This is a genomic window from Tamlana sp. 2_MG-2023, from assembly GCF_030548465.1.
Taxonomy (GTDB): domain Bacteria; phylum Bacteroidota; class Bacteroidia; order Flavobacteriales; family Flavobacteriaceae; genus Pseudotamlana.
In genome coordinates this window covers 96,471-113,915 of sequence record NZ_JAUOSF010000007.1, presented here as the reverse complement: position 1 = coordinate 113,915, position 17,445 = coordinate 96,471, and the positions used below count along the sequence as shown (strand labels likewise).

The 17,445-nt window shown below is 36.8% G+C and carries 14 protein-coding genes; 6 read left to right on the top strand and 8 right to left on the bottom strand.

Translation table 11 applies throughout. The annotated features are described in order from the left end of the window. Positions 1–52 precede the first annotated feature (52 nt). From Q4566_RS12805 to Q4566_RS12790, 4 genes are all read left to right on the top strand, one after another. Positions 53–1,219: a beta-ketoacyl synthase N-terminal-like domain-containing protein gene (locus tag Q4566_RS12805; protein WP_303421770.1), complete on the top strand. Its 1,167-nt coding sequence runs from the start codon at positions 53–55 to the stop codon at positions 1,217–1,219. 52 nt (positions 1,220–1,271) lie between these two features. Further along, positions 1,272–2,372, top strand: a complete 1,101-nt coding sequence (gene bioB / locus Q4566_RS12800; protein ID WP_303421768.1) for a biotin synthase BioB — start codon at positions 1,272–1,274, stop codon at positions 2,370–2,372. Between the two features lie 200 nt (positions 2,373–2,572). After that, a complete protein-coding gene (locus Q4566_RS12795; protein WP_303421766.1) occupies positions 2,573–2,791 on the top strand; it encodes an addiction module protein in 219 nt (72 codons plus the stop codon). Continuing rightward, a complete protein-coding gene (locus tag Q4566_RS12790) occupies positions 2,791–3,099 on the top strand; it encodes a type II toxin-antitoxin system RelE/ParE family toxin (RefSeq protein ID WP_303421764.1) in 309 nt (102 codons plus the stop codon). The genes Q4566_RS12795 and Q4566_RS12790 overlap by 1 nt, the downstream gene beginning before the upstream one ends. A gap of 56 nt (positions 3,100–3,155) precedes the next feature. Here Q4566_RS12790 and dxs read toward each other — a convergent pair whose 3' ends face one another. Next, the gene (dxs, locus tag Q4566_RS12785) at positions 3,156–4,925 is read right to left on the bottom strand and encodes a 1-deoxy-D-xylulose-5-phosphate synthase (RefSeq protein ID WP_408056951.1); all 1,770 of its coding nucleotides are present in this window, start codon (positions 4,923–4,925) and stop codon (positions 3,156–3,158) included. Positions 4,926–4,959: 34 nt separating this feature from the next. Here dxs and Q4566_RS12780 point away from each other — a divergent pair, with 34 nt between their 5' ends. Further along, positions 4,960–5,082, top strand: coding sequence for a hypothetical protein (locus tag Q4566_RS12780; protein WP_303421759.1), 123 nt, complete (start codon positions 4,960–4,962; stop codon positions 5,080–5,082). A 283-nt stretch (positions 5,083–5,365) separates the two neighbouring features. Then, a complete protein-coding gene (locus Q4566_RS12775) occupies positions 5,366–5,815 on the top strand; it encodes a nucleoside deaminase (RefSeq protein WP_303421757.1) in 450 nt (149 codons plus the stop codon). A 477-nt stretch (positions 5,816–6,292) separates the two neighbouring features. Here the strand turns inward: Q4566_RS12775 and Q4566_RS12770 are convergent, their stop codons facing one another. The 7 genes from Q4566_RS12770 to Q4566_RS12740 all read right to left on the bottom strand — a co-directional run bounded on the left by Q4566_RS12770 (position 6,293) and on the right by Q4566_RS12740 (position 17,316). Beyond that, positions 6,293–6,526, bottom strand: a complete 234-nt coding sequence (locus Q4566_RS12770; protein ID WP_303421755.1) for a hypothetical protein — start codon at positions 6,524–6,526, stop codon at positions 6,293–6,295. Positions 6,527–6,548: 22 nt separating this feature from the next. Continuing rightward, positions 6,549–8,342, bottom strand: coding sequence for a chloride channel protein (locus Q4566_RS12765; protein ID WP_303421753.1), 1,794 nt, complete (start codon positions 8,340–8,342; stop codon positions 6,549–6,551). A 45-nt stretch (positions 8,343–8,387) separates the two neighbouring features. Then, positions 8,388–10,142: an aspartate--tRNA ligase gene (gene aspS, locus Q4566_RS12760; RefSeq protein ID WP_303421751.1), complete on the bottom strand. Its 1,755-nt coding sequence runs from the start codon at positions 10,140–10,142 to the stop codon at positions 8,388–8,390. Between the two features lie 547 nt (positions 10,143–10,689). Further along, positions 10,690–14,178, bottom strand: coding sequence for an efflux RND transporter permease subunit (locus Q4566_RS12755; RefSeq protein ID WP_303421749.1), 3,489 nt, complete (start codon positions 14,176–14,178; stop codon positions 10,690–10,692). A 9-nt stretch (positions 14,179–14,187) separates the two neighbouring features. Next, a complete protein-coding gene (locus Q4566_RS12750; protein ID WP_303421747.1) occupies positions 14,188–15,354 on the bottom strand; it encodes an efflux RND transporter periplasmic adaptor subunit in 1,167 nt (388 codons plus the stop codon). A gap of 10 nt (positions 15,355–15,364) precedes the next feature. After that, a complete protein-coding gene (locus Q4566_RS12745; protein WP_303421745.1) occupies positions 15,365–16,708 on the bottom strand; it encodes a TolC family protein in 1,344 nt (447 codons plus the stop codon). Then, a complete protein-coding gene (locus tag Q4566_RS12740) occupies positions 16,708–17,316 on the bottom strand; it encodes a TetR/AcrR family transcriptional regulator (protein WP_303421743.1) in 609 nt (202 codons plus the stop codon). The genes Q4566_RS12745 and Q4566_RS12740 overlap by 1 nt, the downstream gene beginning before the upstream one ends. Positions 17,317–17,445 lie beyond the last annotated feature (129 nt).

Genomic DNA, 17,445 nt, shown 5'->3' with positions numbered 1-17,445 from the left:
CTTTTAAACAAAAATATGAAATGCTGAAATGCATTCAGCAGCACTAAAAAGTATGCAACAACCTATTTCAATTACAGCCATTTCATCTATTTCTTCCTTAGGAAAAACACCCGATGACATTTGGCAAAGTTACTTGAACAACACACATTGTTTCACTGCAAAAACCGTTTTAGATAAAGTCATTACGGTGGCCGAAATCCCTGAACAGGCTAAACAGGATATTGAAATTTTAAAAGCATCCGATCAGAAATATAAATCTCTAGATAATTCTGTTTTATATGCTATTTACGCTTCTAGGTTAGCGGTAAAACAAGCCAATTGGAAGGCTTCAGATAATTTCGGAATCAACCTGGGATCATCCCGTGGTGCCACCGAACTTTTTGAAACCTATTACGATTCTTTTTTAAAAACCAATAAGGCCGAAACCTTAAGTTCACCAACAACAACTTTAGGGAATATTGCTTCTTGGGTGGCGCACGATTTACAAACTGAAGGGCCAGAAATAAGCCATTCTATTACTTGTTCTACAGCTTTGCATGCGATGTTAAATGGTATAGCTTGGATAAATTCGGGCATGTGTAATAAATTTTTAGTGGGCGGTAGTGAAGCCCCGTTAACGCCATTTACGATTGCACAAATGCAAGCTTTAAAAATTTATGCGCAACAAGAACCTGGTCAAACGGATTATCCTTGTCGTGCTTTCGATTTAGATAAAACTAAAAATACCATGGTTTTAGGTGAAGGGGCTTCAGTAGCCTGTTTAGAATCTGGTATTCAAGATAACGCTTTAGCTATTATTAGTGGTTATGGTTATGCCACCGAAATTTTAAAACATAACATTTCTATTTCTAGTGATGCCCAGTGTTTTCAGAAATCGATGAAAATGGCCTTGGGTGATTTAAATCCCGATGACGTTGATGTGATTGTGATGCATGCTCCAGGAACCATAAAAGGCGATCTTTCAGAAGTGAAAGCCATTGAAAAAGTTTTTACTAACAAACAACCGGCACTAACGACCAACAAATGGAAAATCGGACATACCTTTGGGGCTTCTGGAGCCTTGAGTGTTGAGTTAGCTGTTTTGATGCTTCAAAAACAAGAATTTATTGCAGTTCCGTTTGCGAAAACACAAACGCCACCAAAAAAAATACAACATATTCTTGTAAACGCAGTAGGCTTTGGTGGTAACGCGGTTTCCATTTTAATAAGTAAATCGTAAAACCATTCCCATATTATTAGTATTTTTGACCCAAAATTAAGCGTTGGCTATTATGAGTGAGATGAGACACAATTGGACCAAAGAAGAAATTTTAGAGATATACAATAAACCTTTCATGGAATTGCTTTATGAGGCAGCAACGGTACACCGTTTGCATCATGACCCCAATACCGTTCAGGTTTCTACGTTATTATCTATAAAAACTGGCGGATGTTCAGAAGATTGTGGCTATTGTCCGCAAGCAGCTAGATACCACACCGATATTGAAGGCAACGATTTAATGTCTGTGCAGCAAGTGAAGGCGCAAGCCTTACGTGCAAAATCTGGAGGGAGTTCTCGTGTTTGTATGGGAGCCGCTTGGCGTAATGTAAAAGATGGCGAAGAATTTGATCAGGTTTTAGAAATGGTAAGAACCATTAATAAACTGGATATGGAAGTGTGTTGTACCCTTGGTATGGTAACCGAAAACCAAGCGAAACGTTTGGCTGAAGCTGGTTTATATGCTTACAACCATAACTTAGATTCTTCAGAAGAATATTATAAAGAAGTGATTTCAACACGTGGTTATCAAGACCGTTTAGATACGATTGATAATGTGCGTAAAACCAATGTTACCGTTTGTAGTGGTGGTATTATTGGTATGGGAGAAAATATTGAAGACCGTGCAGGCATGCTTGTGGCGCTTTCAACATTAAATCCGCAACCAGAATCAACGCCTATAAACGCCTTAGTGGCTGTTGAAGGAACGCCTCTTGAAGACCAAAAACCAGTTTCAATTTGGGATATGGTTCGTATGGTAGCAACCACTAGAATTGTGATGCCAGAAACCCAAGTACGTTTAAGTGCGGGGCGTACACAAATGACTAGAGAAGGGCAGGCGATGTGTTTCTTTGCGGGTGCGAATTCTATTTTTGCGGGTGATAAATTATTAACGACACCAAACCCAGATGTGAACGAAGACATGAAAATGTTTGAGCTTTTAGGAATGATTCCTCAAAAACCATTCACTAAAAAAGTGCAACCGGCAACGGTTGAAGCGCAAGATTCACAAATTGAAGCTTTAGGTGAAAAACCAAGATGGACACGCCCAGAGCATAAAATTGAACGTAATGAAGCAGCAAGGACAGTGAGAAAAGAAGCTTCTCAAGATTAGCTGAATTTTATAATACACATTCGTAAAAAATTATAAAACCCAAGTTTGACGCCGTTCAAATTTGGGTTTTTTGGTTTCTTTGAGATGATAGCTTGATTAAATTCAAGTTGTTAATAGGTTTATTACCGGTTCTAATTCGTTGTATAAAAGAATATTTAAAACATAAATTGTACATTTGTTATAGTTACAATTCCTTAGCCATGGATTTAGAAGCAAGAAAATATCTTTTTATAAAGGAACTCTTTAGTATTGATAAAGAAAGTATTATTGACGTCTTAGAACAGGTGTTAAAAAGGGAGAAAGAACAACATCAAGGCATATCTTCAGAACAAAAAGAAGAATTGAACAATCGCCTAAAAAGCTATAAAGACACTCCTGAAGATTTATTGAATTGGGAAGATGTAAAAAATGATTGGTAATGCCTTATAAAGTTAAGTTTCTGCCAGCTGCACAAGTAGATTTACGAAAAGCTAAAAAATGGTATTCTGATAAAAGTTCTGAGTTAGCAGAAGCTTTTAAAACAGAAGTTAATAAGGAAATTGATTATATAGCAGAATACCCACAGCATTATCAGTGTAAATATAAGGAGTTCCGACAATCTTTAGTGACTCGTTTTCCATATGCTATTTTCTATTTATTTGAAAAGGAAAAGGAGAGAGTCATTGTTTTTGGAGTTTTACATTCGCGTAGGAGTCCAGAAATTGTTAGAAAAAGGGTAAATAAATAACGGTTTTGACTAGTGCTAGTGTGCTACAAGTCCCTAGTAAACTAATGAATATCACCCTATAATTCAGAAAAACAACGCTTCAAACTCCCAGCATCCAACCCTATTGATTCTTGCAGTTCCGTAACTTTACCGTGTTCTATAAAAGCATCGGGAATACCTAAAATCTTGATATCGTTTTTATAATTGTTTAGTGCCATAAATTCTAAGACAGCAGATCCGAAACCACCGTTTATACTGTTGTCTTCTATGGTGATGATTGTACTGTTGTTTTTACAGATGTAATGCAGTAGTTTTTCATCTAATGGTTTCACAAAACGCATGTCGTAATGCGAAATGTTTAAGTCTTCAATGGCATCAGATACATTATAAGCCATGTTTCCTATGCTTAAAACAGCGATGTTTTCACCCTGTTTGAGTTGCACACCTTCCCCGATATTAATTTTTGAAAAAGGCTGTTTCCAATCTATGGTTTTTCCACGTCCTCGGGGATAGCGAATCGCAATAGGGTGGTCTAAACCTAATTGAGCCGTGTACATGATGTTTCGCAATTCCATTTCGTTTCTTGGTGCACAGATGATGAGGTTTGGAACACAGCGCAAATAACTTAAATCGTAAACACCGTGATGCGTAGCGCCATCTTCACCAACCAAACCAGCACGGTCTAAACAGAAAATGACTGGTAAGTTTTGTAAAGCCACATCGTGAATAATCTGATCGTAAGCCCGTTGTAAAAAAGTCGAATAGATGTTGCAAAAGGGAATTAAACCTTGTGTAGCCATGCCTGCAGCTAAGGTTACAGCGTGTTGTTCGGCAATACCAACATCAAAAGCACGATCGGGCATACTTTCCATCATATACTTTAACGAACTTCCTGTAGGCATCGCAGGAGTGATGCCAACAATTTTTTTGTTGTTTTCGGCTAATTCGACAATGGTATGTCCGAATACATCCTGATATTTCGGAGCTTGTATTTCGGTTGATTTTGCAGCTAAGTCACCGGTTTTGGCATCAAATTTACCTGGTGCATGGTATTTGACTTGGTCTTTTTCAGCTTGCTTTAAGCCTTTGCCTTTGGTGGTAATGATGTGTAAAAATTTCGGACCTTGAACGGTTTTTAAACGTTTCAATTCTGAAATCACAGCATCCATATCATGGCCGTCTATAGGCCCTGAATAGTCAAAATTTAGAGCTTCAAAGATATTATCTTGTTTTTGGGTGCCTTTTTTAACGTTGGTTAAGTACATTTTTAAGGCCCCAACGCTGGGGTCGATGCCAATGGCATTATCGTTTAGAATAACTAACAAATTGGCCTTAGAAACACCTGCATGATTTAGACCTTCAAAAGCCATACCTCCAGCGATACTGGCATCTCCAATTACGGCGATGTGTTGTTTTTCTAAATCACCTTTAAGTCGCGAGGCGATTGCCATGCCTAAAGCTGCTGAAATAGAAGTTGAGGCGTGACCCACTCCAAAGGTGTCATAAGTGCTTTCAGCTCTATTTGGAAATCCGCTAATACCACCCAGTTGGCGGTTGGTATGAAAAATGTCTTTGCGTCGCGTGAGTATTTTGTGTCCGTAAGCCTGATGGCCAACATCCCAAATCAATTGGTCTTCTGGGGTGCTAAAAACATAATGTAAAGCAATAGTTAGCTCAACTACGCCTAAACTGGCACCTAAATGGCCTTCTTTAGTCGCTACAATGTTAATGATGAATTCACGTAATTCTTGGGCGAGTTGCGGCAAGTCTTTTTGATTTAAAAGACGTAAATCTTTTGGAGAATGAACGGATTGTAATAGTGTATTTTGCACCGCACAAAAGTACATATTTTATTATTCTCCAGTTTAAATAATGTGGTTTTTGGGCTCTTTTCTCTCTAATGAAAAAGTAGAATTAGATGTTGAAGTTTTTGAAAATGAATTACACCTTTCTGGAGAAGATGATGGTGAAGCTTGGACCGATGTTTTTACAAGAGTCCAATAATATCAAAAATGGATGATTTTTAAGGTCTGTGAATGAATTTTCACAGACCTTTTTTGTTATAGTAAATTTATTGGGTTATGCCATTTTAACCATATAATGTCGCATACAAGTAGTTTCTTTTTTGCCCATATTTCAATATAAAATAAAACCGTAGCTAAGGCTGTACTTGTATTTTCTATTTCATCTGAACAAAAAATAATTCAAATTAAGAATACGACATTATACAATTAAATTGGTATTAAACATTTTTGAAATTGTAATTTTGAAAACCTAAGCGCTTATTATGTTAGAACCTTTTGATGATACTTATTTTATGAAAAAAGCCCTTCAAGAAGCTGAAACTGCTTTTGAAAAGGGAGAAATTCCAGTTGGGGCTGTTATTGTTATTGATAATAAAGTGATAGCACGAGGACATAATTTAACTGAAATGCTCAACGATGTGACTGCTCATGCTGAAATGCAAGCCATTACCGCAGCAGCAAATTTTTTAGGCGGAAAATATCTTCAAAATTGTACGCTTTATGTGACTTTGGAGCCTTGCCAAATGTGTGCCGGGGCTTTGTATTGGAGTCAGATTTCTAAAATTGTTTATGGTGCGAGAGATTTAGAGCGTGGTTGCATTCATTTGAACACCAAATTACATCCTAAAACGGTTATTGAAGGTGGTGTGTTAGCGGAAGAATCAGGTAATTTGATGAAACGCTTTTTTATTGAGCGTCGTGGCTTGAATTAGATATTGGTTAATGGATGTTAGTTGGTGGTTTTTGGAGGCTTACTCATGCGCTATATTTTTTAGACACAGATTCCACTGATTTTTTTTGAGCAATACATCTTTGGGACTTCGTACCTTTGCGAGAAATTATTACACAGAGTTTCGCTGAGATTACACGGAGATTCACAGAGCTCTTTTTAGACAAGTATTTACTATGCTAGCGCTCGTTTTTAACGAGTGCCGTCAAGAATGGAAGTCCGGGCTAGAAACTCGAACTAGCGTGCTGACTCTTACGCTAAATTTTCTAGACAGAGATTTCACGGATTTACACAGATTTTTTTTGAGATTACTACTTAGGGGAGTGTTCTGATGATTACGTTGTAATTTTTAAATACAAATCATACAGATTTCACGTGCTTTAATCTGTGCTAATCTGTGCTAATCTGTGAAATCTGTGTCTATGATTTTTGTGAATCTCTGCGTCACAGCTAGAAAAACCTATTTCTTGCGTTTTTGGTTTTCACGCATTTTATCCAAATTCTCTTTGGTGAGCATGTAATCTTCTACTTTTTTGTCCTTCCAATGGATGTATGAAAAAAGCGGAAATACAATAAAAAATAGACCTGCAACACCAAAACCAATCAATTTTTCGGTGTAATCGACGTCTAATACAAAGCCTAGAACGATGCTGGTGAACACGGCGATGGTTAATATGAGTAAGAGGTATTTCATAGGATAATTCTAGTGATACATTTTAAGAATCAACTTGTAAGCTTATTAGCTGACGACGATATGCTGTTAGTAATTTAGATTTTGAGATAAAACCATAATAAACACCGTTTTTAGTTACAGGTAAATTCCAGGCGCTACTGTCTTGAAATTTTTGCATGATATCGGTCATTTTATCTTGGTCTAGCAGAATGACTGCTGGTGGTTTTTGCATGATATGTGTGGCATGAACTTCCTTGTATAATGAACGGTCGAACATAATAGGACGTAAATCATCTAATAATATTATACCTTTTAGTTTTTTTGTTTCTTTATGGACTACAGGGAAGATGTTTCGTTTCGATTTGATTACGGCCTTGTTAATCATTTCTTCCAAATTCATTTCTGGGTTAATAGCAATAAAATTGGTTTCAATAACTTTATTAATGTCCATGAGCGTTAAAACCGCATGGTCTTTATCGTGTGTAATAAGTTCTCCTTTTCTTCCTAATTCCATGGTGTAAACAGAATGAGGTTTGAAGTATTTTGTAATGCCAAAGGATATGGTTGCGGTAAGCATAAGCGGGATAAAAAGCTCATAACCTCCCGTAAGTTCAGCAATAAGGAAAATCGCGGTTAGTGGCGCGTGTAAAACACCTGCGAGTAAACCTGCCATCCCAACTAGGGTAAAATTACTCTCGGAAATGGTGCGACTAAATAAACCACAATGGTTTACAATTTTAGACATGCAAAAGCCCATAATGCTTCCCATGAAAAGCACAGGTGCAAAAATACCACCAACACCGCCAGCTCCAAAAGTTAAGGCACTAGCCACAATTTTAAAAAGTAAGAGTCCGATTAGTAATAAAATTACATACCAAATGTTGTTTAAGTCTAAGCTAAATAAATTCGTTTCTAAGGCTTTTTCAGGGTTTCCAACAATTAGGTTATTTATTACATCGAAACCCTCACCATATAATGGCGGAATTAAAAACACAAGAACACCAATACCAACACCACCAACAATGAGTTTCTTGATTGGTGATTCTAATTTATCGAAAAGCTTCTGGATGCGATCGTAAACTTCGGTGAAATAAATAGATACAAAAGCAGCTATAACACCTAAAAGCATGTAGAATGGTGCATCAGAAATATAAAATTTATCTTCAATTCTAAAGGGTAGAATGACATCATTTCCGAAGAAAAAATAAGAGGTTAGAATCGCTGATAGAGATGCTAATAAAAGCGGTAACATGGAAGCAATGGTAAGATCTAAACTAAACACTTCAATGGCAAAAATAATAGCGGCAATGGGCGCTTTAAAAATCGAACTCATAGCACCTGCAGCAGCACATCCAATAAGTAGTGTTCTGGTGGTTTGGTTCATGTGAAACATTCGCGAAATATTTGAACCAAGAGCAGCTCCTGTTGCCACGGTTGGGCCTTCCAAACCAACCGAACCTCCAAAACCAACCGTAATTGGTGCGGTTAAAATAGACCCAAACATTTGGTAACGTTTCATGATGCCTTTTCGCTTTGAAATGGCGAGTAAAGTTGATGGAATACCGTGACTTACTTTGTGGCGAATCACATATTTCATGATCAGGAACACGATACTAAGCCCTAAAATAGGAAACAAAAAATAGAAAGCATGATGGTACTGCTCAATCAGTTTGCCTTCTAATAAACTTTGAATATAGTGCGTGAGGTTTTTTAAAACTACCGCACCCATTCCTGCCGCAAACCCAATGACTACGCTTAAAATATAAACAAACTGTTTATGGGAAATATGTTTCGCCCTCCAAATAAGGAAGCGTTTAAAAAGAGTTCTTTTTGGCATGATTAAATCTACAAAAAATCCTGCAAGAAGCAGGATTTTATAAAGTTATGATTTTAAATTTAGTTTTAAACTGAGTTCTGTGAGTTGCTCATCGTCAATGGCAGCAGGTGCATCAATCATCACATCGCGTCCCGAATTGTTTTTAGGGAAAGCGATAAAATCTCGAATTGTTTCTTGTCCGCCTAAAATAGCAACCAATCTGTCTAGTCCGAAAGCTAAACCTCCGTGTGGCGGTGCCCCATATTGGAAAGCATCCATAAGGAAACCGAATTGTGCTTTAGCTTCTTCAGGCGTGAATCCTAAATAATCAAACATTAAAGACTGGGTTTCTTTATCGTGAATTCTAATAGAACCTCCACCAATTTCATTACCATTCAATACTAAATCGTAGGCGTTGGCTTTTACAGCACCTGGATCTGTTTTAAGTAATTCTAATTGTCCTGGTTTAGGCGAGGTGAATGGGTGGTGCATGGCGTGGTAACGTTCAGTATCTTCATCCCACTCTAATAACGGGAAGTCCATCACCCATAGTGGTGCAAATTCGTCAGGCTTACGTAAACCTAATTGCTCTGCTAATTCCATACGTAAAGCACTTAATTGTGCACGTACTTTGTTTTTATCTCCTGAAAGGATACAAACTAAATCACCTGGCTTAGCGTTGGTTGCTTCTGCCCATTTTGCTAAATCGTCTTGATCGTAGAATTTATCTACTGAAGATTTAAATGAACCATCATCATTACAACGTGAATACACCATGCCTAAAGCACCTACTTGCGGACGCTTAACCCATGAAATTAATTTGTCAATTTCTTTTCTTGTGAAACTATTTCCGCCAGGAACAGCGATACCAACAACCAATTCAGCATTATTGAAAACACCAAAATCTTTATGTTGCGCTACTTCGTTTAATTCGCCAAACTCCATACCAAAACGAATGTCTGGTTTGTCGTTTCCGTATAAACGCATGGCATCGTCGTAAAGCATTCTCGGGAATTTTTCAACTTCAACACCATTCACTTCTTTAAGTAAGTGACGTGTTAACCCTTCAAAAGCATTTAAAATATCTTCTTGGTCGATAAAAGCCATTTCACAGTCAATTTGTGTGAATTCTGGTTGTCTATCGGCACGTAAATCTTCATCTCTAAAGCATTTTACAATTTGGAAATATTTATCCATGCCACCTACCATAAGCAATTGCTTAAAGGTTTGTGGTGATTGTGGTAAGGCATAAAATTGTCCGGCATTCATTCTTGAAGGCACCACGAAATCACGAGCCCCTTCAGGTGTTGATTTGATTAAGTATGGGGTTTCAACTTCAATAAAGCCCGCGTTAGATAAATAATTTCTAACCTCTTGAGTGACTTTATGACGGAAGATCAAGCTGTTTTTTACAGGATTTCTTCTAATATCTAAATAACGATATTTCATTCTAATATCTTCACCACCATCGGTTTTGTCTTCGATAGTAAACGGTGGCAATTTCGATTCGTTAAGAATGTTTAATTCAGTAACTAAAAGCTCGATATCACCAGTTGGAATATTAGCATTTTTTGAAGCACGTTCGATAACGGTTCCTTTAACCTGAATGACAAACTCACGACCTAAGTGTTGTGCTTGCTCAATTAGGGTTTTAGAAGTACGTTCTTCATCGAAAACCAATTGGGTAATCCCGTAACGGTCTCTTAAATCAACCCAAACGATAAACCCTTTGTCTCTAGATTTTTGAACCCATCCAGCTAAAGTAACTTCTGTATTTATATGTGCGGCCCTTAATTCACCGCAGTTATGACTTCTGTACATAATGAAAAATTGAGGTGCAAATTTAGTGAAGTTATATCAATTATTTAGGACTTATTTGGATCATTCCTAATTCTTGTTTTTCTGTTGAATAAGTTGGTTTCGGGCAGAATGAATAAGAATTCTCACTAGCGAAAAAAATCTCGCTACTGCGCTAGTTCGAGTTTGTAACTCGGACTTCCATAGTACTGTCTTTAAAATATAGACTCTTGTCTTTTCTTACTCATGACGGCACTCGTTAAAAACGAGCGCTAGCGTTGTTAAAAATAGATTTTTATAGCTGTTACGCAGAGATACACAGAGGTTTCGCAGAGGTTCTCAGAGAGACAAAAAGTATTTCCCAAAGACGCAAGGTCGCAAAGATGTATTGCGCAAAAATCTGTGAAATCCGTGAAATCTGTGTCTAGGAAACCTAGCGCAAGAGTAAGCTACCAAAAACCAAAAACTAATAACCATCAACTAACAAAAAAGAAAGCCTCAGTAATTAAACTGAAGCTCTCTTGCTATTAATCGAGTTAGTCACACAATTAAAAATGATATGTCAATATTTTTAAGCCTCTAACTTTTCGGTAGCACCAACACGGTCTTTAAACAACCACATTTTAAATCGTGTTATCAAGTAGAAAAACACAGGAACTACAATAAGGGTTAAGAAGGTTGCCACAACTAATCCGTAAATTACCGTCCATGCCAATGGTCCCCAGAACACCACGTTATCACCACCCATATAAATGTTGGCATCAAAATCATTAACCAAAGTAAAGAAGTTAATGTTTAATCCGATAGCCAGAGGGATAAGGCCTAAAATGGTTGTAATGGCCGTTAGTAATACCGGACGTAAACGTGCTTTACCTGCACGAACAATACATTCGTATAAATCATCTAGGCTTAAGTAGGCATCATTATCCAGATCTAAGGCGTTTTTCTTTCTGTCGATAAGCAGTTGGGCGTAATCTAGAAGTACCACACCGTTATTTACTACAATACCAGCGAGTGAAATAATACCCATCATGGTCATCATAATTACGAAAGCATCTCCCGTGACTACTAGTCCGCCAAATACACCAATAAAACTTAAGAAAATCGCCAACATGATGATTCCTGGTTTTGAAACCGAGTTGAATTGGAAAATCAATATGAAAAAGATAAGCGCTAACCCTGTGAAAAAGGCGCCCATTAAAAAGGCCATTTGCTTATTTTGTTCTTCGATTTGACCTGTATAATCAATTTTCACGCCTTGAGGTAAGTTTTCAAAGGTTTTCATTTCTCTTTGAATATGCCCAACTATGGCCGCTGCATCTGTAAAACCAGGAGATAGTGCCGAATACACAGTAACAACACGTCTCGTGTCCTTATGTTTAATCGCATTATAGCCCGATGTGTTATTTTGCTTGGCTACAGCAGATACCGGAATCTCTTTAATTTGCCCCGTATTATCTCTAAAGGTAATTTTCTGATTAAAAATAGCACTGGTATTATATCTATTCGCTTCATTGAAACGCACATAGATATCAAAATCGTCACCATCTTCTTTGTAAACGCCCGCTTTACTACCAAAAATAGAATTACGTAACTGTGTTCCAACCTGACTGGCGCTTACCCCTAATTCTCCAGATTTGGCACGGTCAACTTCAACCATCATGGTTGGTTTGTCTTTGTTTACATCAATTTTTAATTCATCAATACCAGCGATGTTTTTTTCGTTGATAAAATCACGCATATTTTCGGCTACACCGATAAGTTGTGCGTAATCATCACCTTCAATTTCAATGTTGATAGGAGAACCAGCAGGTGGTCCATTTTGATCTTTTTCAACCGAAATTAAAACACCAGGGTAAATACCTACAAGCGCTTTTTGTACTTTTTGTCGAAGCAATTCACTATCGGCGCCTTTACGGTATTTATATTCACGCATGGACGCGGTAATCTTAGCTTTATGTGGCATTTCTGCAGCAGAACCACCATCAGTTTGCGGATTCCCAGCACCTTCACCAACTTGCGAAACGGCACTTTCAACTAAAAAGTTATAATCACCATCCTTGTACATGTCATCATCTAAAACATCATATACTTTGGCCTCAATTTCTTTAGTAATCGCATTTGTTTTTTCGATATCGGTACCTTCAGGGTATTCGATATAAACAATAATCTGATTTGGTTTATTATCAGGGAAAAACTCTACTTTAGTACGTTGTGACGCGAGAGATGCACCAAAGGCGACAAAAGCAACGATAAGCAATACAAAAGTAGTTACCGTAATAAAAGCCGGCCATTTTTTGCTTAATGCACGACGCAGCTCACGTTCATATAAATTTTCAAGTTTTACTAAGGTTTTTGTTTGAAATCTGTTAGCCATTTTTCTTAAAAATAACCTGTAAATCCAAAGCATGACAGCTGTGAAAAGCATAAGTCCGCCTAAGCCTCGGTAAGCACCACCAAAAATTAAAACAAGCAGTCCAATGGCTGAAATAATTCCAGTTATGACTACGATGTTTTTTAAAGGCATGTCCTTGTCTTCGGTAGTCATGAATTTTGAAACCAATACTGAATTGAAGAAAATCGCAACAATTAAAGAAGACCCTAAAACGGTTGATAAAGTTATAGGAAGAAGCATCATAAATTGTCCCATGACACCTGGCCAAAGTCCTAGCGGAATAAAGGCGGCTACTGTTGTTGCCGTAGAAATGATAATAGGAAAGGCAATTTCACCAATACCTACTTTGGCTGCCTCTTTTCTACTCATGCCTTCTTCGTCCATCAAGCGGTACACGTTTTCAACAACCACAATACCGTTATCTACAAGCATTCCTAGACCCATAATAAGTCCGAAAAGAATCATCGTATTTAATGTATAGCCTAAAAGATTTAAAATCATTAAAGACATGAACATCGACATCGGTATGGCGAAACCTACGAACAGCGCATTTTTAAACCCTAAGAAGAACATCAGTACTGTAACAACTAGAATAATACCGAAAATGATATTATTTACGAGGTCGTCAACTTGACCAATAGTTACAGATGATTGATCGTTTGCTATGGTTACTGTTAAGTCTGACGGAAACACATTCTCTTTGGTATCTGCAACAATTTGCTGAATTTGCTCTGCAGCATCCACCATGTTTTTTCCAGCACGTTTTTTAACATCTAGCATCACCACACGGTGTCCAAATTCACGAGCGTATGTAGTTCTATCTTTTTCTTTAAAAGAAACATTAGCAATGTCTTTTAAATAAATAGGATTGCCGTTATCTGACTTAATAACGAAATTATTAAGTTCTTGAGGGTCTTCAACTTCACCTAAAATACGTATGGTTCTACGTTGACCACTTGAAATTAAATTACCGGCCGACATGGTGACGTTCCCTCCACGAATGGCGTTAATCACATCATTAAAACTTACTTGGGCAGCCATCATTTGGTAGATGTCTACAGCGACTTCAACTTCTTTTTCTTGGGCGCCACGAATGTCTACTTGTTTAATTTCCTGAAGGTCTTCAATTTCATCTTGAAGGTATTCACCAAAATCTTTTAATTTTTCAACAGGATAATCCCCAGAAATATTAATGTTCAGAATGGGCATTTCTTCCGATAGGTTTAAATCGAAAGCGTTGGGTTCTACTTTGGCGTCGTTAAACGTAGGCCAGTCTTCACCAGCGGTTTCAGAATCTATTTCATCTTTTACCTTTTGCTTAGCAGCTTCTACCGCTATGTTTGCGTCAAATTCTACGATAATCATAGAATAATCCTCTTGCGATGTAGAGGTAATTTCAACCACATTACTGATGGTTTTTAACCTGTCTTCAAGCGGATCTGTAATCAGTTTTTCGATATCCTCGGCTGTATTTCCTGGATAGACAGAGCTTACATAAATCTTGGTTTCTTTAACCTCTGGGAAATTTTCACGTGGCATGTGGTAATAAGCGGTAATTCCTAAGTAGAAAATTACGGCCATGATCACGTAAATCGTGGTTTTGTTATTAATAGCCCACGACGACAGTCCAAATTCCTTGTCGATATTCTTTTTCTTTTTTGTCATGATTATGGCTTAATATTTAATAACTTTTACCGTTTGCCCGTCTCTTACGCTACGCGCTCCTTCATTAATAATTTCGGCACTGGCTTCTATACCACTTAGAACTTCGATGATATCCCCTTGTGTTTTACCTGTGGTAATGATTACACGTTCTGCAACGGCTTCAGATTCGTTGTTTTTATTCTTAATCACATAAATATATTGTTCGCCATTGGCATTTTCAGAAATAATACTTAACGGAATTAATACAGCGTTTTTACTAGAATAGTCATTAATTTTAAGCTTCGCTGTTAAGTTTGGTTTAATGTGTTTGTCTTTATTAGGCACAGCAATTTCAACTTTGAAGGTACGGTTGGCAGGGTTAATAAAGTTACTTGCTTGGCGTACTTCGGTGTCTACAGAAGTTCCTAAAACAGGGAACTCTACTTTGACCTTTTTACCTTTAACAACATCTGTAATGTAGTTTTCTGGAACTTCAGTTTCTATATACATATCGCTTAGGTTTACGATACGAATTAATTGTGATTGTCCAGGCATAACCACACTCCCTTGATCTGTAATGATATCATCTATTACCCCTGTAAATGGTGCTGTAATTGTTGTTTTGGCGAGTTGTGTTTTTAACTGATTTACAGACTGCTCTTGCGCTTCGTAATTAGATTTAGCTTGAAGGAATTGAATTTCACTTCCTATTTTTTGATCCCAAAGGCGTTTTTGACGCTCGAAAGTGGTTTGCGCTAAAGCCAGTTGAATTTCCATTTGAGAAACTTGTTGCTCTAAGCCGCCATCGTCAATTTTAGCTAAAGTTTGCCCTTTAGATACTTGTTGTCCTTCTTTTACGTAAACTTTTTGAAGGATACCAGAAGTTTCAGGATAGATAACAATATTTTGTTTTGTTTGAACACTACCTTGTAATTCTAAATAATGCACAAAATTTTCAGTTTTTGCTTTAACCGTGGTTACTAAAGGTAACTTTTTAGTATCGTCTAGTTCTTCTAATTTTTCATCAATTAATTTAATTTGTTCGCTTAATTTAATTTTTTCCGTTTCTAATTCGGTACGTTTTGTACGAATGGTTTCAATATTGCCTTCGGCTAATATTTGCTCTACAGATTGCTCTTTGCCTCCGCAGGAAATTAAAAGGAATGTAAAAGCGGCGATAGTATATATATGTTTCATGTTGTGTTGTTTAGTAATTTGTAGTATTTAAAATGGCGTCTAATTCTGCTTTTTTGTTGATAATGTCTATCATGGCTTGTAAGTATTCTTGCTGCGCTTGATACAATTGCGTTTGTGCTTGACGCAAGTCGAAACTTGAAGCAATACCTTCAAAGAATTTAGTTTCATTTTTACGTTCTATACGTTCTGCTAGATCTAAATTTTGCTTTTTATTGGCATAATCTTCTATGGCAAATTGGTATTCACTTTTTGCTGTTGAAATTTGAAGCATCAGTTGTTGTTCGGTGTCAATTAAAGTTTCATTGGCTTTTTCTAGGTCGATACGCGCCTGTTGTGTGGCCGCCGATCGTCCTAATGAACTAAAAATAGGAATGTTTAAACTCACACCAAACATTGATGAGGCGTACCATTTTTGATCACTTCTTACAAATCCGAAATCTTCACCAAAGGCACTGTAACCACCGTTAACAAAGGCGCTAAGTGTTGGCATGCCTTTACTCATGGCTAGTTTTACCATAAGATCTTTACTTTCTACTTCATTTTCAGCAATGAGGTAATCAATGGTGTTTTCAACGCTATCATCGGCCGCTAAGGCTTCAAGTGAGGTGTATTGAAGACTTAACATTTCTAGGTTGTCTGTAAGCACGATGTCCGAATTAAGGTCAATACCTAAAGTGATGTTCAGCATTTGGTAAGCCAGCACTTTTAAACGTTTCACATTGTTTAAATCACTAACTAAGCTCGATAAAGAAATTTTAATTTGCTCTAAACTTTCTTCTTCTTCTAATCCGTTATCGTAAGTTTTTTGAATTTCGTTTAAGTTCGATTCTAAAATAGCTTTATTACTTTCTAAAATGGTTAAACTTTCATTAGTAACTAACACATTTCCGTAGGCATTAATTACCGCTTTTCTTACTTCAAGGTCTGTTTTTATTTTGGCATTTTCAGAAATTTCTAAATATACCTTGGAGGCTTGTAAACCTACCAAATAAGAACCATCGAATAATAACTGACTTAAAGTAGCCGTAGCACCAATGTTTTGCTTAGGGCTAAACTCTACAGGTACGAATGTGCCAGGTGTACCACCTGTTATTTCGGCTGGTAGTAGAGATACTTGCTGCTTTAACCAGTTTTGGTAATCAACAGCGGCATTAATTTGAGGTAAACCGGTAGCAGTAGTTTCCCATTTTTCTTTTTCAGCCATTTCTATATCGCGGGTAGCATTTTTGGCTGTTCTATTATGAATCAAGGCGTAGTCAATGGCCTCTTGTAAGCTAAATGATGTGGGAACTTCTTGGGCGAAGGCCATCATACTTAAGCATAAACTAAATAGTGTAATTAGTTTGTTTTTCATTATTCGTTATTAATTATTGTATTCTTTTTATTTAATAAATCTAGGCCTAAAGGTGTGCATATGCCTCGTAAATGGTATTCTAAATAATTGTCTAGTAATTGCTTTAGTGTAAATTGATTATTAGGAAAAACATCGTCATCCTTGAGCGCGCCCAGAGAACTAAAATAGATTCTAGAAATAAAATCGACATCTAAGTCTTTTCGGTATAAGCCCGCTGAAATGCCTCGATTTAAATTATCACTTACACAGTCTTGCATGACTTCAAATTGCTTATTTCTAAGTAGGTTGTGAATTCGTGGGTAATATTTTTTTAATTGAAAATCTGGAGACTCTTTGAGGTTGCTCATGTACGTAGAAATGAACTCTTTTATTTTAATAAGCTCTTCTACTGGATTAGCATTTAAACAAACAATATCATTAATGGACATGGATATGCATTCAAACTTATAAATAGCAGCAGCCTCTATAAGTTTTGTTTTGGTATCAAAATAATTATAAATGGTCTTTTTAGAAATGCCCATTTCATTCGCAATATCGTCCATAGTGACACTCTTAAACCCTAGGTTTAAGAATAACTCAGCCGATTTAATAATAATTTTATCTTTCATTCATTTTCAAATTCGGTGCAAATATAGGTATGGAAACTTTAAAAACAAATAAAGTTTCCGAAGTTTTAAAGTTAAATTAATAGTAATTTTACATGGATACTTCATAATACGACGAATTCGTTTATTTTT

What these genes read in the sequence shown, in the direction of transcription:
- Q4566_RS12775 (WP_303421757.1), top strand. Translation starts at nt 5,366, where the DNA reads ATGTTAGAACCTTTTGATGATACTTATTTTATGAAAAAAGCCCTTCAA.
- Q4566_RS12765 (WP_303421753.1), bottom strand. Translation starts at nt 8,342, where the DNA reads ATGCCAAAAAGAACTCTTTTTAAACGCTTCCTTATTTGGAGGGCGAAA.
- Q4566_RS12790 (WP_303421764.1), top strand. Translation starts at nt 2,791, where the DNA reads ATGCCTTATAAAGTTAAGTTTCTGCCAGCTGCACAAGTAGATTTACGA.
- aspS (WP_303421751.1), bottom strand. Translation starts at nt 10,142, where the DNA reads ATGTACAGAAGTCATAACTGCGGTGAATTAAGGGCCGCACATATAAAT.
- Q4566_RS12770 (WP_303421755.1), bottom strand. Translation starts at nt 6,526, where the DNA reads ATGAAATACCTCTTACTCATATTAACCATCGCCGTGTTCACCAGCATC.
- Q4566_RS12740 (WP_303421743.1), bottom strand. Translation starts at nt 17,316, where the DNA reads ATGAAAGATAAAATTATTATTAAATCGGCTGAGTTATTCTTAAACCTA.
- Q4566_RS12755 (WP_303421749.1), bottom strand. Translation starts at nt 14,178, where the DNA reads ATGACAAAAAAGAAAAAGAATATCGACAAGGAATTTGGACTGTCGTCG.
- Q4566_RS12805 (WP_303421770.1), top strand. Translation starts at nt 53, where the DNA reads ATGCAACAACCTATTTCAATTACAGCCATTTCATCTATTTCTTCCTTA.
- Q4566_RS12750 (WP_303421747.1), bottom strand. Translation starts at nt 15,354, where the DNA reads ATGAAACATATATATACTATCGCCGCTTTTACATTCCTTTTAATTTCC.
- Q4566_RS12745 (WP_303421745.1), bottom strand. Translation starts at nt 16,708, where the DNA reads ATGAAAAACAAACTAATTACACTATTTAGTTTATGCTTAAGTATGATG.
- bioB (WP_303421768.1), top strand. Translation starts at nt 1,272, where the DNA reads ATGAGTGAGATGAGACACAATTGGACCAAAGAAGAAATTTTAGAGATA.
- dxs (WP_408056951.1), bottom strand. Translation starts at nt 4,925, where the DNA reads ATGTACTTTTGTGCGGTGCAAAATACACTATTACAATCCGTTCATTCT.
- Q4566_RS12795 (WP_303421766.1), top strand. Translation starts at nt 2,573, where the DNA reads ATGGATTTAGAAGCAAGAAAATATCTTTTTATAAAGGAACTCTTTAGT.